The organism is Bacillus sp. FSL K6-6038 (assembly GCF_038050455.1).
Taxonomy (GTDB): Bacteria; Bacillota; Bacilli; order Bacillales; family Bacillaceae_G; genus Bacillus_A; species Bacillus_A pseudomycoides.
In genome coordinates, this window is the sequence record NZ_JBBOUH010000001.1 from 2,730,830 (window position 1) to 2,756,038 (window position 25,209).

The 25,209-nt window shown below is 32.9% G+C and carries 26 protein-coding genes and 1 pseudogene; 7 read left to right on the forward strand and 20 right to left on the reverse strand.

What is annotated here, in order from left to right:
- Positions 1–195 precede the first annotated feature (195 nt).
- From NSQ40_RS14115 to NSQ40_RS14130, 4 genes are all read left to right on the forward strand, one after another.
- Positions 196–693 (forward strand): hypothetical protein, encoded by a 498-nt coding sequence (locus NSQ40_RS14115; RefSeq protein ID WP_341286123.1) that lies wholly within the window; start codon positions 196–198, stop codon positions 691–693.
- Between the two features lie 2 nt (positions 694–695).
- On the forward strand, positions 696–1,355 hold the full coding sequence (locus tag NSQ40_RS14120; protein ID WP_098101543.1) for a PspA/IM30 family protein: 660 nt from the start codon (positions 696–698) through the stop codon (positions 1,353–1,355).
- Positions 1,356–1,520: 165 nt separating this feature from the next.
- Entirely contained in the window at positions 1,521–2,126 is a 606-nt protein-coding gene (locus NSQ40_RS14125) for a DedA family protein (protein ID WP_003198056.1), read from the forward strand.
- 305 nt (positions 2,127–2,431) lie between these two features.
- Positions 2,432–2,656: a hypothetical protein gene (locus tag NSQ40_RS14130; protein WP_003198054.1), complete on the forward strand. Its 225-nt coding sequence runs from the start codon at positions 2,432–2,434 to the stop codon at positions 2,654–2,656.
- A 52-nt stretch (positions 2,657–2,708) separates the two neighbouring features.
- Here the strand turns inward: NSQ40_RS14130 and dltD are convergent, their stop codons facing one another.
- The 7 genes from dltD to NSQ40_RS14165 form a co-directional block, all read right to left on the reverse strand.
- Positions 2,709–3,890, reverse strand: coding sequence for a D-alanyl-lipoteichoic acid biosynthesis protein DltD (gene dltD, locus NSQ40_RS14135; RefSeq protein WP_341286124.1), 1,182 nt, complete (start codon positions 3,888–3,890; stop codon positions 2,709–2,711).
- Positions 3,891–4,255: 365 nt separating this feature from the next.
- Entirely contained in the window at positions 4,256–4,783 is a 528-nt protein-coding gene (locus tag NSQ40_RS14140) for a GNAT family N-acetyltransferase (RefSeq protein ID WP_258248340.1), read from the reverse strand.
- 149 nt (positions 4,784–4,932) lie between these two features.
- Entirely contained in the window at positions 4,933–6,555 is a 1,623-nt protein-coding gene (locus NSQ40_RS14145; RefSeq protein ID WP_003207332.1) for a peptide ABC transporter substrate-binding protein, read from the reverse strand.
- Between the two features lie 39 nt (positions 6,556–6,594).
- The gene (locus tag NSQ40_RS14150; protein ID WP_033796200.1) at positions 6,595–7,596 is read right to left on the reverse strand and encodes a C40 family peptidase; all 1,002 of its coding nucleotides are present in this window, start codon (positions 7,594–7,596) and stop codon (positions 6,595–6,597) included.
- A 78-nt stretch (positions 7,597–7,674) separates the two neighbouring features.
- Positions 7,675–8,724, reverse strand: a complete 1,050-nt coding sequence (locus NSQ40_RS14155; protein WP_003198044.1) for a dipeptide epimerase — start codon at positions 8,722–8,724, stop codon at positions 7,675–7,677.
- Between the two features lie 68 nt (positions 8,725–8,792).
- Positions 8,793–9,119 (reverse strand): DUF3870 domain-containing protein, encoded by a 327-nt coding sequence (locus NSQ40_RS14160; protein WP_003198042.1) that lies wholly within the window; start codon positions 9,117–9,119, stop codon positions 8,793–8,795.
- 258 nt (positions 9,120–9,377) lie between these two features.
- Positions 9,378–9,734 carry an FtsB family cell division protein gene (locus tag NSQ40_RS14165; protein WP_033796199.1) on the reverse strand — a complete coding sequence of 119 codons (357 nt, stop codon included), beginning with the start codon at positions 9,732–9,734 and terminating at the stop codon, positions 9,378–9,380.
- A 283-nt stretch (positions 9,735–10,017) separates the two neighbouring features.
- Here NSQ40_RS14165 and NSQ40_RS14170 point away from each other — a divergent pair, with 283 nt between their 5' ends.
- The gene (locus NSQ40_RS14170; RefSeq protein WP_003207330.1) at positions 10,018–10,944 is read left to right on the forward strand and encodes an aldo/keto reductase; all 927 of its coding nucleotides are present in this window, start codon (positions 10,018–10,020) and stop codon (positions 10,942–10,944) included.
- A gap of 90 nt (positions 10,945–11,034) precedes the next feature.
- Here NSQ40_RS14170 and NSQ40_RS14175 read toward each other — a convergent pair whose 3' ends face one another.
- The 7 genes from NSQ40_RS14175 to NSQ40_RS14205 all read right to left on the reverse strand — a co-directional run bounded on the left by NSQ40_RS14175 (position 11,035) and on the right by NSQ40_RS14205 (position 17,852).
- Positions 11,035–11,508: an ankyrin repeat domain-containing protein gene (locus tag NSQ40_RS14175; RefSeq protein ID WP_003207326.1), complete on the reverse strand. Its 474-nt coding sequence runs from the start codon at positions 11,506–11,508 to the stop codon at positions 11,035–11,037.
- A 450-nt stretch (positions 11,509–11,958) separates the two neighbouring features.
- A complete protein-coding gene (locus tag NSQ40_RS14180) occupies positions 11,959–12,189 on the reverse strand; it encodes a hypothetical protein (RefSeq protein ID WP_003198034.1) in 231 nt (76 codons plus the stop codon).
- Positions 12,190–12,427: 238 nt separating this feature from the next.
- Positions 12,428–14,224: a Xaa-Pro dipeptidyl-peptidase gene (locus NSQ40_RS14185; protein ID WP_033796198.1), complete on the reverse strand. Its 1,797-nt coding sequence runs from the start codon at positions 14,222–14,224 to the stop codon at positions 12,428–12,430.
- A gap of 104 nt (positions 14,225–14,328) precedes the next feature.
- Positions 14,329–14,823, reverse strand: coding sequence for a transglycosylase SLT domain-containing protein (locus tag NSQ40_RS14190; protein ID WP_033796197.1), 495 nt, complete (start codon positions 14,821–14,823; stop codon positions 14,329–14,331).
- 444 nt (positions 14,824–15,267) lie between these two features.
- Positions 15,268–15,696 carry a cell wall hydrolase gene (locus NSQ40_RS14195; RefSeq protein ID WP_003198028.1) on the reverse strand — a complete coding sequence of 143 codons (429 nt, stop codon included), beginning with the start codon at positions 15,694–15,696 and terminating at the stop codon, positions 15,268–15,270.
- A 118-nt stretch (positions 15,697–15,814) separates the two neighbouring features.
- Complete coding sequence (locus tag NSQ40_RS14200; RefSeq protein ID WP_033796217.1) at positions 15,815–17,212, reverse strand: sensor histidine kinase; 1,398 nt, start codon at positions 17,210–17,212, stop codon at positions 15,815–15,817.
- Positions 17,205–17,852, reverse strand: a complete 648-nt coding sequence (locus NSQ40_RS14205; RefSeq protein ID WP_003198023.1) for a response regulator transcription factor — start codon at positions 17,850–17,852, stop codon at positions 17,205–17,207. The genes NSQ40_RS14200 and NSQ40_RS14205 overlap by 8 nt, the downstream gene beginning before the upstream one ends.
- 174 nt (positions 17,853–18,026) lie before the next feature.
- Between NSQ40_RS14205 and NSQ40_RS14210 the strand changes: the two genes are divergently transcribed.
- Positions 18,027–18,446, forward strand: a complete 420-nt coding sequence (locus NSQ40_RS14210) for a hypothetical protein (protein WP_003198020.1) — start codon at positions 18,027–18,029, stop codon at positions 18,444–18,446.
- A 51-nt stretch (positions 18,447–18,497) separates the two neighbouring features.
- Here NSQ40_RS14210 and NSQ40_RS14215 read toward each other — a convergent pair whose 3' ends face one another.
- From NSQ40_RS14215 to NSQ40_RS14235, 5 genes and pseudogenes are all read right to left on the reverse strand, one after another.
- Positions 18,498–18,947, reverse strand: coding sequence for a GNAT family N-acetyltransferase (locus NSQ40_RS14215; RefSeq protein WP_371391947.1), 450 nt, complete (start codon positions 18,945–18,947; stop codon positions 18,498–18,500).
- A 76-nt stretch (positions 18,948–19,023) separates the two neighbouring features.
- Complete coding sequence (locus tag NSQ40_RS14220; RefSeq protein ID WP_003198016.1) at positions 19,024–19,725, reverse strand: 5'-methylthioadenosine/adenosylhomocysteine nucleosidase; 702 nt, start codon at positions 19,723–19,725, stop codon at positions 19,024–19,026.
- 49 nt (positions 19,726–19,774) lie between these two features.
- On the reverse strand, positions 19,775–20,527 hold the full coding sequence (locus NSQ40_RS14225) for a WecB/TagA/CpsF family glycosyltransferase (protein WP_003207420.1): 753 nt from the start codon (positions 20,525–20,527) through the stop codon (positions 19,775–19,777).
- Between the two features lie 44 nt (positions 20,528–20,571).
- A pseudogene (locus NSQ40_RS14230) lies at positions 20,572–22,212 on the reverse strand (M3 family metallopeptidase).
- A 143-nt stretch (positions 22,213–22,355) separates the two neighbouring features.
- A complete protein-coding gene (locus tag NSQ40_RS14235) occupies positions 22,356–23,642 on the reverse strand; it encodes an APC family permease (protein ID WP_003207414.1) in 1,287 nt (428 codons plus the stop codon).
- A 142-nt stretch (positions 23,643–23,784) separates the two neighbouring features.
- Between NSQ40_RS14235 and NSQ40_RS14240 the strand changes: the two genes are divergently transcribed.
- Positions 23,785–24,219, forward strand: coding sequence for an Lrp/AsnC family transcriptional regulator (locus NSQ40_RS14240; protein ID WP_003198010.1), 435 nt, complete (start codon positions 23,785–23,787; stop codon positions 24,217–24,219).
- 73 nt (positions 24,220–24,292) lie between these two features.
- Here the strand turns inward: NSQ40_RS14240 and NSQ40_RS14245 are convergent, their stop codons facing one another.
- The gene (locus NSQ40_RS14245) at positions 24,293–25,141 is read right to left on the reverse strand and encodes an endonuclease I family protein (RefSeq protein ID WP_003198008.1); all 849 of its coding nucleotides are present in this window, start codon (positions 25,139–25,141) and stop codon (positions 24,293–24,295) included.
- Positions 25,142–25,209: the final 68 nt, after the last annotated feature.

Consider the following 25,209-nt stretch of genomic DNA (forward strand, 5'->3'; position numbering starts at 1 on the left):
TACAAACACAAAGGAGATGGTGAAGCTAAAATAAAATTTCAAATTTGTACGTTATGATCGTTATGCAAATCTCATTTTTTCCAGTTATGAAAGAAACACAACTATATGGCAGGAGGTGAGAATGTGAAGAAACAAAAAAAGAAGCGTACAAAATTCCGTTGACTTATATGGGTAAGTATTATTGCTTTCTCCCTTTTGGCAGTATTTTTAGGAACCCGCGGATTGCAGGTGGAAAGATGGCATCATGCAAAACGTGAGGCCTTTGCTGAGGAATATAGGGGACAAGCTTCTTACTTTAAAGATGAAAGACATCATCTCAAACAAGAGAATTTCGAAAACGAGAAGCCTTTTCAACATTATGAAAAGCATCATAAAGAAAAATTTGATGGGAGTTTCCTTATTCTTTTCACAATTGAGTTAAGCTCCATTCTTTTAGGATGGTTTATCCTCAAAAAGGCAGAAGGTCAAATAATAAGAAAATGGATTGGTATCCTTCTTATTATTATTGGTATATTACCATTGATCCCTCTTTTCGTTGTCGTGGTATTTCCAATTTGGCTTTATAAAAAAAGAAAACAAAACTCACTCCATTCTACAACTGACTATACAGTAGACAGCTATATAGTCATATCAAAAAATAAAACGGATATTCTTGATCAATGGGAAAAACAAATTCGTAAAGAGGAGAAATAAAAATGAGTATTTTTAGAAGAATTAAAAACATTGTAACCGCTGATGTCCATGAAGCTTTAAATAAACTAGAAAACCCGGTAAGTATGTTAAAACAATACATACGAGAAACGGAGCAACAAGTGGTAAAAGCACAACAAGCTTTATCTCAGCAGCTATTTCTAGAAAAAAAATATGAATCTCTTATTACAGGAACAGAGGCTGTTATTGCAAAAAGATTTCGTCAGGCTGAGCTTGCGGTGTCTCGCAATGAAGATGATATGGCACAATTAGCACTTCAAGAAAAAATTGCACATGAGAAAAAACTAGAAATGTATCATGAACAGTACAATGTAGTAAAACAACAAACTTCAATCCTATATGAGCAAATTGATAAACTACAAAAAGAATACCAAGAATTACAATATAAAGAACTCGTACTTGTTTCCAGATTACATGTAGCACGTACAATGAAAGAAAACAATGAAACTCTTGCATCTTTTCATACAGAAAATGCAGTGAAAGGCTTCGCAAGAGTAGAAAGTTATATTCAAAAAATAGAAGCTGAGGCCTCAGCAAGTAACTACTTTAATCAAATAAAGCCTATTTCTTATACAGACGATACGGAGATTAAACTAAAAGAAGCAGTACAAAAAGAATTAGAAAAATTAAAAGTAAGGAAGTAAAGACTATTCGCTCGTTTCATTTTTTGAGACGAGCGAACAATTATTTATGAAATTAATCTTTTAAAATAAAATTCCACACCTATTCTTTTATAATTTCCCGTATACTAAAAATGTAAGGAATATTTTTTCTCTTACTCTAAAAAAATTTCATATAGAAGGTGCAACATGTTAGGTAGTTTTATTCATTCTGTATTACTATTTTTAGAAGGACTAGGTTATTGGGGCATAATGTTTGGACTCATGATTGAGATTATTCCAAGTGAAATCGTTCTCGCTTATGCAGGTTATTTAGTATCTTCAGGAAACATCTCATTTATAGGCGCCATTGTATTTGGTACTATTGGTGGTGTTATCGCACAAATCTTTATTTATTGGATTGGGCGTTACGGAGGAAGACCTGTACTAGAGCGTTATGGCAAGTACATTTTCATTCATAAAAAACAAATCGATTCTGCAGAAGCATGGTTTAATCGTTATGGAACCGGTGTTATTTTCACAGCACGCTTCATTCCAGTCGTTCGTCATGCCATTTCAATCCCTGCCGGCATTACAAAAATGTCACCTATCCGATTTATTACCCTTACAGCGCTTGCGATTATCCCGTGGTCAATCATCTTTATCTATTTAGGTGAAAAGCTAGGAGAAAATTGGGGCAATATCGATGAAGTTGCTGGGCCGTATGTAACATCGTTTGCAATTGGCGGAGTAATACTAATTGTTTTGTATTTCACTTTAAAAATATGGCTAAAGAAACGAAGAAAACTTGTTTAAATGAATCATTCGAGATAATGAATTTGAAATAAAACGCCATACATTCAATTAGATGTATGATGTTTTATTTCATTTTTCTTTTATTCTTACTTTTATAATTTGATATGCTTATCTTCTAAAAGATCCAGAATTTCTTCTTTATGCTTTAAATCATGTTGAACAAGACCCAAGAAATAATCATTTAATTTCATACTTTCTTTCCCAAATTGATAATAAGTATTAAAATCCTCCTATGTAAAATTAACTGGATAAGCAACCATTCCTTCTCTAAGTTTGTATATTATCTTAAAAGGAGGGATATACACATGCATTGGCAACAAAAAGTACAATATTTAATTGGTCAGCCCGTTGGTGTTTCTCTCGTAAATGGTCAGGGTACATCTGGAGTTTTATGCGGTGTGCGTGGTGGACATATTTATTTGTATGAATACTTGTATCAAGCGCAATTCGCAATGAAACATTATGACTTTAGGCAAATTCAAGATATACATCCATTTCCTAATTGTCCACATCAGAATCCTTTGTATTAAAAAACAGGAGCAGCTTAAAAAGCCGTTCCTGTTTTTGGTTTAATTTTAAAATTTATTTCCCTGCATGAAATTGTTGTAATGCTTCATCCACATATACCCAGCCTTTCCATCCTAAATGAATGGTATCTTTTAGAAAGTATTTGTCATATTCATGACTAGTAAAATCTGCAACTGGAAATCCAGCTTTCTCAACTTGTTCTCGAACTTTCTTATAATAAACATCACGACGTTCTTTTGGGAACCCTGCGTAATCATACCAAGGTCCATTTACAGGAACAGAAATGAAAAGCGGTTTAACTTTCTTTTGCTTAAAAATATCTAAAATAATTTGTAAATCTTCATATTCTGGCGATTCATCATAAGATTCTTTTGCCTTATATCCTTTTAATCCATGTAATTTCTTTTGAAATTTGTTTTTATAGTAATATGGATTTTCAATTCCAAATGTATTTGATGTAGACTCTACTTTCCCAACCTGTTCAGCATGCCTTCTTGTTTCTTCCCAGGAAAGTGAACGTAATTCCATATTTCTTTGTTCTTTTTTTGGCTTTATATTGAATATAGATGTCACTAAATCTTTATGATCCGCAATGTTTCGGTTTATATAGGCAATCGGCTTCAATACTCCCGCTTTTATCTTATGAGTTGTATCATTATATACAATACCTTCTAGTAAGCTTTTTAATATAGAATCTTTGCGGACAACATTAAAATCTAGCAACCGCTTCGCAATTTTCTTTTTCATTTCAGGTTTTATTTGATCATTAAAAATAAAATGATATGTTTGCTGTTTAGAAAAGTTACTACTAAAGTTCCCTTCATTTACCCCCTGCTTGGTAAACCATTGTGGTGAAAGAATAAATACTACTTTTTTTCCTTCTAATTGATCCATTGTGGAAGTCACATTTAAAATATGAGCAAGACTCTGCGTTCCGCCAGTTCCTATTAGAAACGGTGTAAATCCTTCGGGTTTTACTTTAAAATAGTTAGACGGATGATATGCATCCATTCGGGAAAATTCAGATGAACCGTACATCGGCAAATAATTCAAATTCTCCAACATTTTTTGTTGTAAAAAAACACCTTGTAATTTTTCTTTTTGTAATGAAGTCGCCGCATCTTCTACCTTTTCATTACTAATAAGTGAAACTAGATATTTAGATGGAATAAGCAATATAACGATAAAGATTATACATGCTAAAATGATTGGGCCAAAAGCATGCTTCATCTTCATTTGTTTACCCACCTTACACTAGAACCACTTACAATCATTCTCTTATTACCTCGATATTGCATGTCTACTAATAATTCTAACCCTTGCTTACAACACGTCATCATTCTTTCTCTTCTCCTTTATTCCGTAAAAATGCTCCATTCTATTCATTTATCATTTACATGTATTTCCCCCTCTTATCACAACTTATGTACGCATCCATTATAAGAAATGTTTCCAAGTAAACATTTTAATTATACAAGATTTTGTATTTCTTTCACACTCTAAATTCAGTAATGATTTTATCTTTCGACAAGTTAAACTTGTATATAAATCTATACGATGTTTACAAACTATCTGGGTAATTTGTATGAATATTCAAATTTTCATCGGAATAAATTCTTATACTCATAATATGATAATTGATGTCCATCAAAATCCACATCATGTGTGTACTTAAATCCAGCCTTTTCTAAAACATTCTTTGACTTCTCATTGGCAATTCTAATTCTTGCAGTTAATTTTTTGACTTTCAAATCATGAAAAGCATATTGGATCGATGCATGGGCTGCTTCTGTAGCATATCCTTTTCCCCAAAACTTCGGATCGAGAAGATACATGATTTCTAAATCTTCTGTTCTATCAATATACCTTAAACCACAGTGTCCCATCATTTCCCTCGTGATAGGATTGAATATAAGCCATACACCAAAATTATGTTCATTCCAATGCGCTATGAACTTTCCAATATATTGTTCAGTTTCTTCTCGTGACATACCTCTAGATATCGCAAGCCACTTACCTACCTCATTGTTTTTTACAATTTGATAGAAAGCATCCACATCTTCTAAACAAGGTTTTCTCATATAGAGTCTTTTCGTATTCATTGATTTTACATTCACATGAATAGACATATCCTTTCCCCCTTCAATAAAGTCTTAATTTTTATCCTGGTAAATTATAGCATGATTTTTCTCTCTTTTATTAATTTCAATAATGAAACATTGTTATATACAAAAACAGACTGTTCTCTAGGCACAGTCTGTTTTTTGTATATTTCATTTTATTTTTTCACATTTGTCCATTTCAAGCTAGTCGCGGGTCCGAATTGATGTACATATAAATCTTTCACATATGGTTTTTGTAAATAAGATAATCCGCGCTGGAACACCGGTGCAATTACCGCATCATCCAATAGCATTTTCTCTGCATCTTGCATCGCTTTCCAACGTGCCTTTTCGTCATTTCCTAATTCCATTTTTGTCTTTTTAATTAATGCATCATATTCTGGATTTGCATAGCTAGTATTATTGACACCACTTTCTGAAATAAAGACATCTAAGTAAGTCATTGGATCTGGATAATCCGGTAACCAACGCGATAATGACATTTCGTATTCTTTCTTTTTCTCTAACGCTAGTTTTTGAGAATGTGGTTGTAGTTTCACTTTTATCGTCAATCCTGGTAAGTTTTTCTCTAATTGTTCTTTAATATATTCCCCTACTTTTTTAAAGTTTTCTAAATCATAGTTTAACATTTCCAACGTAACTTCATTCGTTCCTGTTTCTTGCTTGGCCTTCTCCCAATATTCCTTTGCCTTGTTCACATTCGTTTTATTAAACTCTGTCGTTGTTTCCCTGAAATCTTTTTTATCTGGCCCTTTTAAAAAGCCATTTGGAACATAGTAGTTTGCAGGTACTGATCCATCGTTTAAAAATGAAGTCGCAAGTCCCTTTTTATCAAAAGCCATGCTAAGTGCGAGGCGGGCATTTTTGTTTTTTAGAATTGGTACATTTTCATTAAATCGGAAGAAATACATAACCGGATCTGTATATTGTTTCAATTCTTTATCATTTTTATATTTATCAACAAATTCTGTTGAAATAACAGCACGATCAATTTTATCTGTTTGATATAGATTTACTACGGTCGAAATTTCTTTAACAATTTGGTAATTTACTTCATCTAATTTCACTTCTTTTTTATCCCAATATTGATTGTTTTTCTTCATTGTAAAACTTGCTTCATGCTTCCATTCTGATAATGTAAATGGTCCATTATATAGAGTTTTATTTGCTTCTAAACCATATTTATCTCCTTGTTCTTTCGCATACTTCTCATTAATTGGATAAAAGGATGGTAAACAAAGTAATTTTGTAAAATAAGGGACAGGGTGTTCTAACTCTACAGTAAACGTTTTATCATCTTGAGCTTTTACTCCTAATTCATCCAATCCAATTTGTTTCTTATTTATCTTTTCTGCATTTTTCACATCATACATAATATATGCATATTCAGAGCCCGTTTCTGGATTAACAAGTTGCTTCCAAGCATATACAAAATTATGTGCTGTTACAGGATCACCGTTAGACCATTTCGCATCACGCAAATGAAATGTATATGTTTTCCCATCTTTACTAATCTCATGCTTTTGAGCAATTCCAGGAATGACCTCATCATTTTTTGAAAGTCTAAATAATCCTTCCATTACATTATTTAATACGTTAAATGAAACAGCGTCTGTTACTTTTAAGGAATTTAATGATGGAATTTCTCCTGTTTCTGTTAACTGCAATACTTTCTTCTCTTCTTTTGGTTTTGTCGTGGACTTTTCTTTTCCACAACCAGCTAAAAACGAAGAAAGAAGTAACGTACTAACCAATGAAAAGCGAATAACCTTTTTCACTTTAAAACCCCCTTTTTAAATTTCTACTAATCTTTCATATTAAGGTAAATAGCGACGTGCACCTGCATATTCCTCAATGTAACCTGGTGTATCTACTGGTATAATTTCAACTGTTTTCGCTGCATTTGGAGAATGTATCATTTTCCCATCTCCAATATACATTCCTACGTGGTGAACACTTCCTTTTCCTTGATTGTAAGCAAAAAACAGCAAATCACCTTTTTGCAAGTTTTCTCTTTCAACAGCAATACCTGCTTTTGATTGTGGACCAGAATCACGCGGGATTGTAATACCATGAGATTTGTAAATTGTATGTGTAAAACCAGAACAATCAAAACCAAAACCACTTGTTCCAGCCCATATATACGGCAATCCTAAAAATAACTTCCCAGTATTCACCAAATCGTCGCCTGTTGGAACAGGAATTTCATTTTGCGATTTATAAACCATTCCATCATTTTTCCGTAACCATGCTTTTTGTCCGTTTGGTAATAATACACGAAACGACATATTATCTTCACTTACTAGTGGTAACCGTGTGTTATAACTAACCTCTAAAGATTTATATTTATCAGATGGATTAATGTATAAAATAGCTGTCGGTTTTGTAATAAGAACAAATGGTTGTTCCTTTTTCCCTGCAAATTCTTGATTATAGGTTAGCTGTTTTACCGGGACCCATCCTGGATATCCCGCTTCATTTCTTGGCGTTGGCTGACCATGAACAACTACTTTTGCCCACTCACCTTGCCGATCAATGATTGTTACTTCTTGCCCCAATAAAGCTTGTGTTTCTAATTTATTTGTACTTGTTAACCAAAGCTTTTCATCGAGCGTCATCGATTTCGTCCATTTCCATAGATTAACTGGATTCATCGCACTTGGTTCATCAATTGGACGAAGCAAATTTGGCCCAGTCCATAATGTTGCTGCTGCCACATCTACATACGCTTGATTACTTTTTACCTCTTCAGCATTTGCAACTGAAATAGATGAAAATACTAACAAACAACTAAAAAGCAAAGTAATGGATTTTCTCATAAACACATCCTCCTTTTATTAATATTCCTCCCTGTTCAAGCAAAGCGTGACATCAAAAACAACTCTTCTGCCGAAACTTTATTCTATATTCACTGCGTGATGCAGGTTTACTCTTGGTCCGTTATATGTGATTCCGCTTGGCTCTTCCATTAACCATAAAGGAGCATCAAGATCAAAGTAGTGAATATTTGGATGAGCGGCTGCTACATGTGCAATTGCCGCCACAGAAAGCGATGATTCCATCATGCTACCAACCATGCATTTTACACCGGCAGCGCCAGCAATATCGGCAATCTTCCATGCTTCCCGTATCCCGCCACATTTCATTAATTTAATATTTAATAAATCGGCGTATTGCCCTTGAACAAGCTTTAAAGCGTCTTGCGCCGAGAAAGCACTTTCATCAGCCATGATTGGTGTTTGCACATGATCTTTTACATATTTCATTCCTTCCCAATCTTTCGCATGAACGGGCTGTTCTACAAATTCTATATTTAAATTTCTATTTTCCATTTCTCGAATAATCGATACAGCTTCTTTTGGACTCCATCCTTGATTTGCATCTAATCGCAAAGTTACATCCTTCGGCACAACATTTCTGATCGCTTCAATGCGTTCTAAATCCAATTCTGTTGATTTACCAACTTTAATTTTCAATGTGTTAAAGCCTTTTTCCACATGACTTTTTGCTTCTTTCGCCATTAATAAAGGTTCATCAACACTTACTGTAATATCTGTTTGAATCTCTTTCTTTCCACCTAATAACGCATATAATGGGATATTATGAAATTGACAATACACATCATATACAGCCATATCTACTGCTGCCTTCGCACTCGTATTGCCTACACAGCTCATTTGGATTTGTAACAACAACGTTTGAAATTGCTGCAATTCTTTCCCGATTAACACAGAGCGGATTGGCCCTAAAATAGCTTCTCCCATTCCACTCGCAAAATCCCCAGTAATAACTGGAGTCGCAGTCCCAGCCCCTTTTCCTACAATCCCTTCATCTGTGTGAATAAAAACATCAATACTTTCAATTTCTGTTACAGTGCGCAAAGCTGTTTTAAACGGTGTATGAAGCTTAATATAGCGACGTTTTACTGTTAGATCCATGATTTTCATTTCTATTCATCCTTTCTGTCCAATAAAAAAATCCAGCCATAAGAATGCATCTTATGGCTGGATTTTGTCTATGAATGTGTAGACAAAGCAGCAATTTGATTATATTTTTTTTGTGCATCTTTTAATGCTACAAGCAATGCTTTTTGAGATGATCCGAAATAACGATTTTTAATTTCTTCTACTAATTGTGGATCATTCATATTTCTATGTAGAAATAAATGTTTTACAAATTGAGCAGTTAATGAAATGGTTGCTGAACAATCCGCATCTACAATTTTCCCTGTATCTTTTTCAACAACAAATGCAACAAAATAGCTTTTAAATTTTTCTGTAATTGGATTGTTTTGAGGTGCTTTTGCGTCCCCTACGATATAAATCGTATTAGAAGCGTACACATAAATCTTCCTTTCTTATACAAGGATAACGGTTTTCTTAACAGGCGAATAAGCTGTAGACTCATCGTTAATTAAGAAATGTATCCGCTTACTGTATATTATATACAATTGACAGAATTTTAACAATATTTATTTTAGTAAATATTGTACAATTATTACTGTCTACAAAGAACGAATAAAAATATTTAGTATTAAAAAACAGTTAGCCTAATTTGCTAACTGTTTTTTAACAGATGTTTCCTTTTCATTACTGCATATCTACTTAGGTAGTACAAATATAGTCTCATTTTGCTTAGAGAATTGATACTCTTTTCTCGCAAACTTTAAAATCTCTTCTTCATTATCTGTCAGATTCGCAACCTCACTCTTTAAATAACGTGAATCTTTTTTTAGAGAAAGTAATTGCTTTTGCTGATTTTTAATCGTATCTCGCTTTTCTACAATCATTTCTTGTTGCTTAGTAAGGATATATTGAATATAAAAAGTGGCCGAAAGAATAAAAATAAAAACTAAAACAAATCGCCGTACTTTTCTCTTATTTATAACTCGGTATTCATTAGACTGTGTTTGATATTGTGGTGTATTAGGAACATTTACTTTCTTGAGTTTCCTCATTTTTTAAATCCCCCTAACCCATTTTATTTCACTACCACAGGCATACTTTCTTACTAACCTAAATTCTCTTCTCGTAAAATAAGCTCCTCCATAAAAAAATCTCATAAATTAACCAATTAGAGATAGCTTTCGACGACATCTCTATATTTCAGATGAAAATTTTATTTTTTGTGCTATATATTAGTGTTTTATGTTTTTAAGCTAAGCAAAAAGATCTCACAAACACATTCGCTTTTTCAGTGAATAATTTATTAGGGATTCCTTTTATTAAGGAGGTAAACAAATGAAATACCGCGCATTAGGAAAAACCAGTTTAACCGTTTCTGAAATTGGATTTAGCGCTTGGGCAATTGGTGGCGATGAATGGGGTCGTGTAAATGACAAGCATTCTATCTCTGCAATGAAAAAAGCAATTGAATGCGGAGTAAATTTTATTGATACCGCTGATGTATATGGTTTAGGTCATAGTGAAAAATTAGTGGCACAAGCAATCAAAGAACATCGTAATGATATCATCCTTTCCACAAAAGGAGGTTTAATTGGTCATCACTATGATCCTGATGGAGAACCTGTCTACGATACAGCAGCAAAAGTAATTGCAGTATTTGAAACTAGTTTACTTCGCCTGCAAACAGATTACATTGATGTTTACTTTTGTCATATTTGGTGGGATAAAAGAGAAGAAACCGAAGCGTTCCTTCGCGCATTTGAAATTTTAAAACGAGATGGAAAAGTAAGAGCAGTTGGTGTTTCTACGCATGATTTACAATATATTAAAAATTTTAATAAAGACGGGCAGATTGATGTTATACAACTTGACTACAGCATACTTAACCGAGAACCTGAAAATGATATTTTACCTTACTTACAAGAGAAAAACTTAGGAGCTGTCATTCGTGGACCATTAAAAATGGGAATATTAACAGGGAAATTTACTGACCAAACAACATTCCCTGATGGTGATTTACGACAAGATTGGCCGAAAGAAACATGGTTTCAAGATGATTTACGCAAGGTTGAACAATTGAGATCCCTTTCAAACCCTAAACAAGCTTTGGGGCAGTTGGCCCTTCGTTATGTACTCTCGCATCCTGCTGTATCTGTTGCTATTCCTGGGGCAAAAACGGCTAATCAAGCAGCAGAAAATGTCGCTGCTTCTGCACGCCCACTTCTATTAGAAGAAGAATTAGCATATATACGAGACTTCTAAAAAAAGATTGGTAGCATTGAATTGCTGCCAATCTTTTTTTGTTACTCTATTATTCTCATATTTTATATGTATTTTTCATTTCGATTTCCCTTATACAAGGTATAGAAGATGCTGATGTCCCTTCTCTAATGCGATATCATATGCTGTTTTACCATCATTTTTTTTAATACTTTTATCTGCTCCATTTTGAATAAGTAATGTTACAATTTTTTCATCGCCTAATAAAGCTGCTTCATGAAGTCCTGTCCAACCACCACTTTGTACAGCATTAACATCCGATCCTTGCTTAATTAAAAATGTAGCGAGTTCAATTTTCTTGTTTGCAATTGCTGCTTGAAGCGGTGTATTTTCATTTTGATTCTTCGCTTTTACATGTAAATTAGCACCATTTTCCAGAAGAAGATTTGCAATTTCTTTATGACCAAAATAAGCAGCCAAATGAAGCAGTGTCCAGCCATCTTCAGTATAAGAATGCACAAGGTTTTGATCTTTATTTATTAATTCTACTACCTTCTCCTGTTCTCCATTCATTACAGCATTTGTAATTACTACAATTGGATTCATTGTTATCCCCCTTTTACATAAACTCATTTCATTTTCTAACTATGAAATAATTCTATTAAGTATGTAAAATTCCTTTTTAATCCACTTAAGTTTACATAATAATATTATAAATATTAACTTTCATTACTTACTTTGTTACAAATAAAAAAATAATTCATTTTTAGAATGAACTGTTCGGGGTTTAATCAAAAATATATTTTTGTATCTTTCTATAAAATAAACCACCACGTTTATATAGAAATAAAAAAACTCCGTACTGTAGTGACTTTATTACATTTTTTTATTTCTAATATCTTTTTGAAAATGCGAAAATGATTAATTAGTTTTAATATAAAAACAATCATTAGTAGGTACCTACTAATGATTGTTTTTTTCAAATAAAATACGAAAATGTTTTTTGTATTTTATTTGAAAAATGATTTTTATATTCTTTTATAGATACAATAACTTTTACATTAGCCTATAGCAATTTTGCCTTCTTCCCTTCCCCGTCTCTTTTAATACATATGATTTTACTACGAGTTCAGTTAATGAATCCGTTAATGTTTTATATGATAAATTAGATAGTGCTAGCAGATCATTTGTATATAGAATTCTATGTTTTTCTAATAGTAATAATACTAATCGTTCAGATGGCTTTAATGTTTCGTCACTTTCTAGTATAAAATCTACATCTTTCATAGGATATTACATTCTCCTTATTTTAAAAATTACTATTCTCCATTATTAATACGAAAATATTATATAATAAATCTATTGTTATTTCAAAATAACGTAATACTTATACTAAGAATGTAGGGTATCCTAATACTCTCTTCGCTTCTTTCATTCCCTTTCTAACATCCTTTCGGCAATTTGATGTTAGAATCCATCCCCTTTTTTCAGTACAAAAAAAGCCTCCACATTCGGAGGCTTCCTTCTATTTTACAATTGGCAGTGTTAATTCACTTAATTTTACTGTAAGTTTCGTCCCTGCTTTTGGACGAATCGTATAGTCATAATCACTTGCAATTAATACGAATCCGATTTGATGGCCGGCTTGGAATACATAATCATCCGGCTGCATGTCCCATGTAAATGTGTAATCTTTTCCTGGTATAATTGGTGTTGACTCTTCTTTTCCATTCAAGTTTTGTGGATCCATCCATCCTCTCGTCACAATTTCTGGTTTCTCACCACCATAATCAACAAGTAATGCGGTTAAATTTGAAACTGGACGATCAATACTCCCCTTAAATGAAATTTTTGGTGTACCACTTATTCTCATTTCTTTTTCGAGCTTAGGCATTACATATACTAACCGATTTGGTGATTCTAATTCTGGATTTGTTAGTAATTGATTCGATTTAATTTTTGCATCATCTAACAATGAAGACACTTGTTGTACCGCACCCATTCGAAGCGGTAAATCTACTGCTTTATTACTTAAAAGCATACGTATTTTAGACGGAGCTGCTGCAGGGTCTGGCCAATTTTTTAATTTTTGCCACGTTTTATTTTCTCGCTGTACATCTACCATCGGTTCATTCATAATTCCATTTTCAATTCCGTATAACCAATAATCAAACCATTTATTTTGTGTTTGTTGCCAGTTATTACTAGATGTTCCCCCATGCCCTCCTTGATGTAACCACATTTTGCGTGGCACATTATTTTCTCCAAGAGCTTCCCACCATTGTGAAAACTGTTTTGTCTTTACATTCCAATCGTTTAAACCATGTACAACAAATACACTTGCCTTTATATTTTTTGCATCCTTCACGTAGTTACGCTTGTCCCAAAAATCATTATAATCTCCTGTTTTTCGGTCCTGCCTATCAGTAAGCTCTTTAATGATTTTTTGACAAACTTCAGGATTTTTTCTCGTTAATACTGCTTCGGCCATATTATCTGTATCTTCACCTTGATAACCACCTGGTGCAACAACTGCCCCATTTGCACGGTAATAATCATACCAACTGCTAATCGCGGCAATAGGAATAATTGTTTTTAACCCTTCAACTCCTGTTGTTGCAACAGCGTTCGGCAATGTGCCATTATATGAAGCACCTGTCATCCCGACATTTCCTGTAGACCAATCCGCCTGTATTTCCTCACCATATTCTGTGAATGCTTTTGCTCTTCCATTTACCCAATCAATAACAGATTTTGTACCGATAATTTCTTGTTCGTCACCAGTTGTTGGACATCCATCTGATTTCCCAGTACCAATGCTTTCACCTAAAATAACGGCATATCCACGAGGAACATAATAATTTCCATATGAACCGAGGTTAGCTGGTCCTGCATAAGGTTTACCTTCCGTAGGGTGTAATTCTTCATCTACATTATAAACTGGTACATTATTTATCCCTGAACGATAAGGACTCATTTCATAAATAACAGGAACTTTCACACCCGGTTCTGTTTTCGGTCGCATTACCTTTACCGATACACGATCTTTTTTACCATCTCGGTCACTATCAATCTCTGTTTCTACAAATAAATTTTCTACAATTGCCTCATCAAGTGAATAAATTGGTTTCGTCATTCCATTTTCTAACTCAATCTTTGCCGATTGAGCTAACGTTTCTGGTACTTTCCCATTTAGCGGTAAAGTAAATTTCTTTGAATTCTCTTCTTTCTGCTCTGCATGTACCGTAATACTAGATATGCCAGATGTAAGTGTTAGAGAAAACATTGCTGAAAGCGCAATTACAAACTGTTTTTTCCTCAAATTCCTTCCCCCTTTATATTCTTCTACCACTTCTTTCACTATACAACAAAATAACAGAAAATTCAGTTTATAAAGAGGTGAAAACTTGAGAAATTTGTAATATTTTAATCTTTCTTATATAGCTTATAAGATTTCTCTAACCCAACATTATATTTCGTATTATTATTTGTCCAATCTTCTCCTAAATTTCCAGGCCATCCCGATGTATTGGCAACATATTTTAAAAGAGCTAATTCTGTTAATCCTTTGTTTACTCCACGTTTATAGGAACTCACCATATGTGAGATTGCTATTGTTGCATTCGTTTTTGCATCTTTTAAGTTCTCTTCTGATAATTGTGCAGGTGCTAATCCGCCCCGATGTAACTGAAATAGCCCAAAAGATGTCCCTTTATCTCCAACAGCTTTTCGATTAAATTTTGTTTCATGATCAGCAATTGCAAGTGGAATCCAGTCTGGTATACCGTACTGCTTCGAGATTTCAGTAATTACTAATTTATTATTTTCAATTTCTTTTTGTTTTTCATACTTCATATAAGCTGCATAACATAAAAGCGTCAACGTGCAAATTACTACTATATATTTTAATAATTGTTTCATAGATTCATATCTCCTATATCGTTTATGCTCAATCCTTGTATACCTATACTATAAAATGTTCATGTGACATCTATTTGACAGAATACAATTTTAAAAAATAAAAAGAGCTTACGAAAGTTATCTGAACTGTACCCCGAATCATGGGCACTCAAAAAGATGGTTCCGGTACAATACCGGAACCATCTTTTAAGTGCTTAATTTCTAAAGATCTTTTTATTAAACTGTCCACTTTATCCCGCATTAACGGACAGTAACACTCCCACCTCAAAATTCAGCGAAAGCAAAGAAGTTAGGTGGGAGATGAACTGTCCGTAAAAGCCCGATTCGTTCAACTAATAATCAGTGGAGGATGAAGAAAACCCCCACTGATTAAAGTTTCACTTTATAAGGTACAGTTCATTTTTGGATTGGTTTTTCTGTAATTACAGACTTTTTTATCAGTGTTTAAAATGTGTTATAAACTTGTTCACAGGTTGCGGCTGTTGGTTGAAAAAAACAGTGTTTTTTATAACGTCCTACAAAGGGCTGATTATACCATTGTTGAGGACAATCGCCTGGTGGCCTAAAATACCACAAACTAAATTTCCCAGGCCAGTACCTCTCTCCATTGATAACTCGACGAGCTAAACGTTTTTCACTTTCTCTTGCTCTTTGATAGAAATATCCATGCGTAACAGCTTCAAATGCATGTTCTTGGAAAATCATTTGTCTAATGGTACGAAGGTTTTTAAAGTCAGAACAATTTGCTCTTAGTCGGTTAATTCCTACATTTCCGACGAGTAACATACCCTGAGTTCCTTCTCCTTCGGCTTCTGCTCTGAGTAATCTTGCTAAAAGTGCAATATCTGCATCTGTAGCGTTAACAACTCCCATGACTCCACCCCCATTATATTTTTCTCTTTATAGTATTGTTTATTGGTCAGGATAATGACTTGTTTAATATAGGTTGTTTTCTAAATTAATTTATATTGGACATGGTATCCTCTTCCAATTATCGTATGTTTAACTTTCGTAAACTCTTTTCCATATACATATAAAATTGTATTTCCTCTTTTATAATGGATACACCATACTCAAAACCATGTCGTTCTAAAATACTCTTTACAATGGCTAATCCTAATCCAGTTCCTGATATTTCTTTATTACGTGAAGCTTCTAATACATAAAATGGTTCCCAAATTTTTTCGATATCTGTACTTACTTCAGGAGCAATTCCATTTTGGATACTAAAATATACATAATCTTTTCTCTCTTCCAATACAATCTTGATATTTTGATTTGTTGTATATTTGATTGCATTTGAAATTAAATTATTACATACCATTTTCATTTTATCCAAATCTACATAAACACTAGCATCTCTCGCACGACAATCTATTTGTAAATGTATACCTTTTGCGTGGAACTCAATTTCATGTTTATCAATTATACTTTTAATAAGGGGTTCTATCTGCACTTCTTCTTTTTGTAACAAGTCTCTTTCTAATTTCGAAAAACGTAATAACTCTTCTATTAAATTTGAAATTTGATCAGTTTGTTTAATAATTATATCTAAATATGTCCCATCATCGAGACCGTCTTTAATCCCCATAGAATATGCTTTGACTAAAGCGATGGGGGTCTTTAATTCATGAGTAATATCCCCCATAAACCGTTTTAAATGTTCATTTCTATTCGTTAAATCTTGATGAGCTTCATATAATTTATCACTCATAATATTAATACTATTGGCTAAATCTCTAATTTCATCGTTTGTTTTCACTTTTGCTTTCTTAAATTCTAGATTGGAAATATCTTCTGCAACATCGCTTAATTCTTTCAACGGTGTTGTAATCGTTTTTGATAATATCCAAACAAGTACAATGACAAGAAATATTGAAAAACCAAAAATATATATATTAAATGTATTAAGTGTCTCGATTAGTTCATTCGAGTGCGCAATAGATACTCCTACTAAGATTAACATTTCATTTTTCGAAATAAATTTCGCAAAAAAGCTCGCTTTTAGCTTCTCTTGATCATATAATTTATTTGCTTGTCCAGAAGTTTTTACTTTCATTACGTCTTCTTTTGTAATCCAAAACTTGTTCAATGTTACTCTTTTTTTTATAAGCCCAGAGCGTAACGATTCATTAATTTCATCCTCTGTATTTTTTATAGAAGTATACACAATTGTTACGTTATTCTCATTCTCAATTTGATTTATAGTAGCTGTTAAGTGTTCAACAGACGAAGACTGGATTTGATCTGTAATGATATTTAACTTTTCTCGTGTTTTGTATATATTATATTTCGGTAAAAAATAGTTCATTAACAATAATGAAATAGTAAATATAAGAACGATTGTTAACGATATACTAACAAAAAGTTTTTTACCAAGCTTATTCACGTTCATCCTCCAAACTGTAACCTAAACCGCGGTGCGTTTTAATAATATCTTCCCCTATTTTTTTTCGCAATCGTCTAACATGTGTATCCACTGTTCGCTCATCTCCAAAATAATCAAATCCCCATACAATATCTAGTAACTTTTCACGTGTTAATATTGTACCTTTATGATTTAAAAAACATTTAATTAATTCTAACTCTGTTTTTGTAATTTCTAATTCTTTATCACTTTTATATACTTTATTCTTTATCAAATCTATTTTTAGATTTTGAACTTGTATGACTTCATCTTGATTCAGTAGTTTTTTAGCTCTTGTAAGTAAAATCCCTGGATGAAATGGCTTTTTCACATATTCATCCGCCCCGCTTTGTAAGGCCGCAAGTTCATCTTCATTTTCACTTTTAGCAGTAAGCATCAATACTTTCACACTCGAGTTCTTTTTTATTTCCTGGCATACAGTGATCCCATTCCTTTTTGGCATCATCCAGTCTAAAATTGCTAAATCAATTTTTACTTCATAAAATATTTCAAGTGCTTCTTCTCCATCCTTCGCTAAAAGAACTTGGAAGCCTTCCTTTTCAAAATAAGCTTTTAAAATTTTAAGCATATCCTGCTCATCATCTGCGATTAATACTCTCACTCGTACCTTCCTCCATTAACTATATATATGTGCCTTATAAATTGTAATCATTTTCATAACAAAGTAACATGAATTTCTTATTTTACTTTGTTATGGTACAACATTTTTGTTACATGAATGTGACAAAAAATATTTATAGGGTTTGGGGGTATAGTAAATATGAGGTGTTGTTCCATGTTTAAAAAAATAGGATTCATTTTTCTGTTTTCATTTTTATTATCCACAACTGTTCTCGCAGAAACAAATAAACAAATTGAAGTATTTGATTGTCAAAAGGAAATGGTCGTGCAAAAGCAATCTCTAAACACAGAAATTCAAAAAGAGGCGATACAATATGCAAAATCAATTACCGGAGCATTTAAAAATCTAAATGTTGTCCCTAAAACTGGACATATGGTGAAAATCCCTTTATCTAAACCTGTAGTCATCACAAATCAATGGATACATACAACGATAGATGAAGTTCTTGTACTCCTTCCGCTTAACGAAAAGCCATATATCATGATTTATGATGATGAAAATAATCCACACTTTTATTATGTACAAGGTCATCCTGAAAATTTATTAAAGCATTTGAAAGTTACATCATCATAATCACTAATAGAAAGAGAAAGATTCCATAAAACATCGTCTATGGAATCTTTTTTATAATTTTACATAATGGGTTGATCCTTTATATTCTTCACTTTTCAGAAATCCATTTGAAGTGTAAAATTGACTAGCTCGTTCTGTGTCTGTATATAGAACGACAATTTGAAAATGTTCTCTTGCATCAGATAGTATCCTCTTTAATAATAAGTTTCCTAGCCCTTTCCTTCGATATGCTTTGGAAATATAAAACCTTCTTAACCGTCCAATCGTTTCAGTTTTCGTATATGAATCTTGATTTAATCCACCAATTCCAATTAGAGTATCCTCATGGAAAATACCATATAAACATTCACCCATCTTACTAAATGTGTTCGTTTTGCTTTTGTATTCATTTACTAATTTTGGAATAAAATGAAATCCCTCTTCTTTACTTTCTTTTATAAGATGAGTGATATCAAGTTGTGAAAGGTCTATAATCTTTTTAATTTCTACAATCTTTATTATAATCACCTCTCTGTTAAAAATTTCTTTTAACTTAACAAGGCCTCTTTTATTAAAGAGGCCCTTCTTTACATATAAATCATACAACTGTGTTACTTGATATATTCTTAATCATTTCCATTATAACTCTTGAAGATTGATCAGCTGTAATTTTTGCAAAGTTTTCATAAGAACTAGTTGCATCATCATCCGCACTGTCAGAAATACTTCTAATTATAAGAAACGGTATATCGTTGATAAAGGCAACATGCCCAATTGCTGATCCTTCCATTTCAGTGCAATGAGGCGCATATTCATCCAGCAGTTTCTCTTTTAGCTTTGCATCTTCAACAAAGCATTCTCCACTTACAATTCTTCCTTCATGAACATTTATGTCTAAACCACTGGTATTACATGCTTTTCGTGCAAGCTCTCTTAATTCCTGATTTGCAATAAATGTTTCTTGGAATGGAAACAGATTCTTCATTTGATTTTTATTTACATCATGATGTGTAACGTTCGTAGAAATAACTAGATCACCAACTTTAACATCAGGATGTAACCCTCCCGCAATACCTATATTAATCATGCAATCCACTTCAAATTTGTCTATTAAAATTTGTGCACATGAAGCGGCATTGACCTTCCCCATACCACAGCGAGTAACAATAATCTCTTTATCCATAAATATTCCTTTATAAAAAGGCATTCTTGCAATTGTATATTCCTCATAAATATCTAATTTTTCTAAAAGTAAGTCTATTTCAATTTGCATGGCTCCAATAATACCGATTTTTTTCATTGGTCGTCTACCTCTTCTCGATTATATATAAAGTTTCTATTATAAAAAATTAATGAACGCTTTTTCTGACTCTCTCAGCCATAACCGATACTAAAAATTTTGGAAGTATTAACTGTCGTTTTATTCTTTTAGGCTGTGTTACTAACCTATATAACCATTCTGTACCAGTATCCCTCATTAGTTTCGGAGCTCGTTTTACCGTGCCGGATAAAATATCAATCATACCTCCAATACCAATAGATAAAGGTACGTTTAATTCTTGAAGATTTTCATAGATGAATACCTCTTGCCTAGGAGATCCTAATCCTACCAATAGCAAGTGTGGCTCGAATTGTTGAATTCGAACTTTGACTTCTTCTATCTGCTCATTTTTCACAAATCCATGCTGTCCTTCGAAAACCGCATGTGGAAAACGTATTTTCAAATTTTCTAATGCTTTCTCATTACTTTCTGGTGCAGCACCAAAAAGAAACACCCGGTATCCCTCTTGATTACAATACTCTATTAAGTCATGAGTTAAATCTGCACCTGTAACGCGCTCCTTTAATTTTCCTTTTAAAATTTTAGAACCAAGTATAACTCCTATTCCATCCGCTGTTATTAAGTCCGCTGATAACAAAATCTTTTTAAAACGTACAGATTCAGCTGAAGTTTCTTTAGCAGACATTACAATTTCGGGATTTGCCGTAACAATAAACTTTGGTTTATTTTCCTTTTCAGATAACCAATTTTTTAATAAATCTATTACTCTCTTATACTCTAAGCTACAAAATGGTATGCCTTTTATGTATTGTTGTTCCATTTCTTACATACACTTCCCCTATGTGTTCTCTTATAATAAATGACTTAAACTTCCTCTTGTACAAACTGTAAATACTCATCAATATCCTTATTTATTTGAAGTAATGCTTTCTCCCAAAACTCATTATCAGCAAGGTCGATGTGAAAGTATTGTTTCACCAACTCTTCGACTGGGCGTTTTCCAGTCTCACACAAGAATTTTTTGTATTTAGAATGAAACTCACTACCATCTTGTTTTGCAATTTCTAATAATCCTAAACTTAGTAGATAACCAAATGTATATGGATAATTGTAAAAAGGAACACTCGCTGTATAAAATTGACCATATTTCATCCAAACAAAAGGTTGATATTCTGTTAAAGAATTTCCATAAGCTGCTTTTTGTGAAAGTATAGATAATCTCTCTAATTCATCCGCACTTAAATGTCCCTTTTGACTTTCTTCATAAAATGTTTGCTCAAATTGAAATGAAGCTCGAATGGCCATTACATAATTAAAGCTATTTCTGATTTTCCAGCTAAGCAATGATTTTCTCAGTTCTTCACTTTCTGCTATTTTAACTAAGTAATCTACAAGTACCATCTCAAAGAAAATAGATGCTGATTCTGCCATACACATTGGAAGGTAGTCATCTAAAAAAGCAGTAGACTGCTCATTGCTCATTACATAAAAATGCCATGCATGCCCTAATTCATGAGCTAATATTCTTACACTATCAATTGTTTCATCATACCGTAATGAAATTCGAGATTCTCCTTCACTTAAAAAAGGAGCGCAAAATCCACTAGGTGGCTTATTATCTCTTGGCTCAGCATCAACCCAACCATTCATAATAGCGTGCTGTGCAAATTGAGCTAGTTCTTCATCGATATCCTTTAAGGCCTCATATATATTTTCTACTGCTATTGAAAACGGAATTTGAACCTGATTATTTTCTTCCAATGTCATCAAATCATGTCAAGTAAACGTCTCCTTACTTCTTTTATGAAACGCTATAACACTCGATAACTTTTCAAGATTCCCTTCAATAGCATTCCACATTTCCAATAATGCATTTTTAGAAATACCGTTTGCTTGAAGCGATTGTGACAATACCTCCTTTTCTTGTAACAGGTTACTTTTTAGGTTACGCAATCTACCTATTTGATTAAGTACGCTAGCAAATACTGTTTTCTCCTTTTCCAATGCCTCTGTAAGAGAAGAAAATACCGCTAATCTTTCATGATGAGTTTCACCATTCATCGCAAGATAGTTTGCTTTTCCAAATGATAATATCTCGTTATTATGATGTACTTCTAATCTATTTCGTAATTGTATGTACATGTCTTCCCAAGCTTTTAATTCATTTTCTATAAAGTTGATATTTTGATTTTCGAAGAAGTTACTTTTTTCATGATTCGATTCTTGTAGTAATAAACGAACCTCTGTTTTCAACGTATTTATTTTTGTATGAGGTAAAGCAGCTGTAAATTCATCTGCGTGTTCAGCAGAAAGACAATAAAAGTAATACTCTGCCTTTTCAATTCTTTGTATAATTCTTGAGAGGATTGCTGGGTCGCTATTTTCTTTATATGTTCCTATTAATTGTTCGATTATCTCTATTTCTGTAGAAAACGTAGGATCTTTTGTTTCAGGATATAACCTTTCCAAATCCCATCGCGTTGGATGATTGATCATTTGATTCATTTTATAGCCTCCTGTTTTTACAGATAGTTACAATAATGCATTCATTAGCTAATTATATATGAATCACTTAAATTTTAACATCTTGGAATATTCCGACTTTTGTGCGGGTATTTTAATAGTATTACTTTCACTCCTTTCCTATTCTATTTCTTCTTATTTATATAGCGTGTATTTACTACCTTTTCTTTTTGATATATATACACCAAACACATCAATGCAACTACAATCGGAATGGCAATTACATCACCAATAAACGGATATACCATTACGCAACATGTGAATGCTGTTACAGAAAAAATCTTTCCTAGTCTATTCTTGATTAGCTTTATTCCCGCTGCAGTACCTACAATATATGTAACAATTCCTAATGAATTAGGGATTAACACTAATTGATCTACGCGAATATGAAAAAAGAAGCTTATTAAAAGCCCTGTTATTGCGATGAAACCTACTATCATTAAAGCATTCGTTGGTGTATTGCTTTTGTTATTCAAATACCCCAGATATTCAGGTGCAAATTCTTCTTTTCCTAGAGAATAACCCAGCCGACTCATACTTGCTATAAATACATTTGTTGTACCTAAACAAATCATGAAAGCTACTAATCCAACTAACCATACAAATTGGTCACCTAATGTATTTTTTATAACGATTACAAGAGCGGTACTATTATCAGACTTTATAGAATATGCTCCTGTCCCAATTACTGAAATAGCAATTCCTATATAAATAAGGCCAATAATAATAATCGCAGCACCTGTTGAAAAAATGATATTTCTTTTTCTCGGAGATTTGAATTCAGGCGCTAAACTTGAAATTGCTTCCCATCCAAAAAAAGACCAAAATATTAATAATGTAGCATGTAAAATAGGGTGTATTTCATTTAATGAAATGTTTATATTTATGTTTTCCATTTCAATATAAGGCAATGAACAAACAATTGTTATGAGTAAGATAAGAAAAGTTAATACACCTATACATACTTGAAATACTCCACTCATTTTTAACCCGAAGAAATTTGAACAAATAGCTACACTTAATATAAGAAAGGCAATTACATATGCAAAGTCAACAGGCAAATTGAAAACTTTAGTGATATACATCCCACCTGTTAGAGAAACGATAATTTGCCCAACACTTCCAGCAATAAAAAAACACCATCCTATTATAGCCCCAATGTGTTTTCCAAAAGCTTTTTCAGAGAACGTTGCAATTCCACCTGCGCTTGGATGCTCGATAGACAAAAAGGCAAAAGTAAACGCAAGCGGGATACTAAGCAAAATCATGATAAACCAAGAGATAATAGCACTTGGCCCTGCTATACTTGCTGTCATACCCGGTAAAATGAGAATTCCTGATCCTAAAACAGCTCCGACATATAAAGCTGTTCCCTTTCGAATAGAAATCGTTTCTTTAAAATCATTAGACATTTAATGCACCTCCATTTATATTTAAATTATAGAAAGTTATTAATCTATTTTATATTCAAAAATGAACATAAACTTTTTCTAAACTTTATATTATGAAGGTTTTTTAATTATTTATTTTCAATTTCGTAAAGGAGTATACATTATGGATGAAATCGATAAAAAAATAGTTTCACTTTTACAAGAAGATGCCAGAATGACAATTAAAGAAATGACTGAACATTTACATCTTAGTCGTCCAAGTGTTACCGAAAGACTCAAACGATTACATGATGCAGGAATAATTGAAAAATATACAGCACGTATTTCCCTCGATGCAGTCGGCAAAGACATTCAAGCGTTTTTAAGAATAGAAAACTTAAAAATTGCCTGTAAAAAATTCGAAGAAAAAATATATAACGAACACAGAATACTTGAATGCCACCGAGTCACTGGCGAAAGTAGCTATTACTTAAAAGTAGCTGTGCAATCAATGAAAGAATTAGAAGAATTAATCGATGTTGTAATTCCATTTGGTACAGTAAAAACTTCTATGATACTCTCCTCACCAATCCCTTACAGACCGGTTATTGTGGAGTAAACCCCAAAAAAGGAGTGATTCTTATGATCACTCCTTTCTACTTTAAAATTTACCCAGGTATGATTTTACTTATTTATTTCCAAATTTCATTTGCCCATTCAGGATGATCAATAAATGGATTACGATTATGTTGATATTTTGTAAAAATAACTTCATTACGCTTTCGTTCCAAATCATCGACAGGGTCTTGTTCATTCCATTTTAGTAAAACAGATAGTTTCCCCATATATGGATCTTTATTGTTATTCACTTTTTCATTAAGCTCTAAATCTACTTCGCCATTGTCTCCTTCATAACGAACAGCCATGTAAAATAACATTCTAGCAATATCTCCTTTTACACTATCACGAGGTTCCCAAGAATCACTATCGTATTTACATTCTGTTGCTTCTGAATGACTCACACCGCCATTATCAAAATCCAAATTCCCACGTGAACTATTGACAGATACATCCGTAGCTCTTAAATGGTGAAGGTCCGTTCCTGGTCCTGCAGCTGTCCCAAAATCACCGTGAGATTTTGCCCAAACATGCTCTCGGTTCCAATTATCGACCCCTGAACCATTTGTAAATTTCCCTTGCGAACGTCCTGTATATAAGAGAAGAACATTGTTTTTATTATTTGGATCTTCATCAGTATCTCTTAGTGCTTCCCAAACCGCACTGTATGATATCTTTGTATGATTATCAATAATATTATGAAGCTCCTTTTTTAATTCTGAACCCGCTTTTCCCTTTGCGCTATTATAATATGTATCATCATAATTTTTTACAGTAACCTCTTGTGTTAAAATCATCTCTGCTTTCGGAGACGCAGACACTACTTCAGCATATGTAGTATCTGTAAATGATAAGGACGAGGAACCTAAAATAAAGAATGAAGAAATAGCAACCATACTTAGTTTTATTTTTTGAAATGGCATATACACAAATCCCCTTTAAAATTAGATGCTAGTTAATGAACAAAAAACTCATTCTAAATACATGAAGT

Bases quoted from the DNA above. Each gene is read 5' to 3' on its own strand.
- NSQ40_RS14165 (WP_033796199.1), bottom strand. From the start codon at position 9,734: ATGAGGAAACTCAAGAAAGTAAATGTTCCTAATACACCACAATATCAA.
- NSQ40_RS14240 (WP_003198010.1), top strand. From the start codon at position 23,785: ATGGATGAAATCGATAAAAAAATAGTTTCACTTTTACAAGAAGATGCC.
- NSQ40_RS14155 (WP_003198044.1), bottom strand. From the start codon at position 8,724: ATGAAAATCATGGATCTAACAGTAAAACGTCGCTATATTAAGCTTCAT.
- NSQ40_RS14170 (WP_003207330.1), top strand. From the start codon at position 10,018: ATGAAATACCGCGCATTAGGAAAAACCAGTTTAACCGTTTCTGAAATT.
- NSQ40_RS14235 (WP_003207414.1), bottom strand. From the start codon at position 23,642: ATGTCTAATGATTTTAAAGAAACGATTTCTATTCGAAAGGGAACAGCT.
- NSQ40_RS14140 (WP_258248340.1), bottom strand. From the start codon at position 4,783: ATGTCTATTCATGTGAATGTAAAATCAATGAATACGAAAAGACTCTAT.
- NSQ40_RS14120 (WP_098101543.1), top strand. From the start codon at position 696: ATGAGTATTTTTAGAAGAATTAAAAACATTGTAACCGCTGATGTCCAT.
- NSQ40_RS14245 (WP_003198008.1), bottom strand. From the start codon at position 25,141: ATGCCATTTCAAAAAATAAAACTAAGTATGGTTGCTATTTCTTCATTC.
- NSQ40_RS14220 (WP_003198016.1), bottom strand. From the start codon at position 19,725: ATGAAAAAAATCGGTATTATTGGAGCCATGCAAATTGAAATAGACTTA.
- NSQ40_RS14180 (WP_003198034.1), bottom strand. From the start codon at position 12,189: ATGAAAGATGTAGATTTTATACTAGAAAGTGACGAAACATTAAAGCCA.
- NSQ40_RS14125 (WP_003198056.1), top strand. From the start codon at position 1,521: ATGTTAGGTAGTTTTATTCATTCTGTATTACTATTTTTAGAAGGACTA.
- NSQ40_RS14175 (WP_003207326.1), bottom strand. From the start codon at position 11,508: ATGAATCCAATTGTAGTAATTACAAATGCTGTAATGAATGGAGAACAG.
- NSQ40_RS14210 (WP_003198020.1), top strand. From the start codon at position 18,027: ATGTTTAAAAAAATAGGATTCATTTTTCTGTTTTCATTTTTATTATCC.
- NSQ40_RS14195 (WP_003198028.1), bottom strand. From the start codon at position 15,696: ATGGGAGTTGTTAACGCTACAGATGCAGATATTGCACTTTTAGCAAGA.
- NSQ40_RS14130 (WP_003198054.1), top strand. From the start codon at position 2,432: ATGCATTGGCAACAAAAAGTACAATATTTAATTGGTCAGCCCGTTGGT.
- NSQ40_RS14225 (WP_003207420.1), bottom strand. From the start codon at position 20,527: ATGGAACAACAATACATAAAAGGCATACCATTTTGTAGCTTAGAGTAT.
- dltD (WP_341286124.1), bottom strand. From the start codon at position 3,890: ATGAAGATGAAGCATGCTTTTGGCCCAATCATTTTAGCATGTATAATC.
- NSQ40_RS14150 (WP_033796200.1), bottom strand. From the start codon at position 7,596: ATGAGAAAATCCATTACTTTGCTTTTTAGTTGTTTGTTAGTATTTTCA.
- NSQ40_RS14190 (WP_033796197.1), bottom strand. From the start codon at position 14,823: ATGAAACAATTATTAAAATATATAGTAGTAATTTGCACGTTGACGCTT.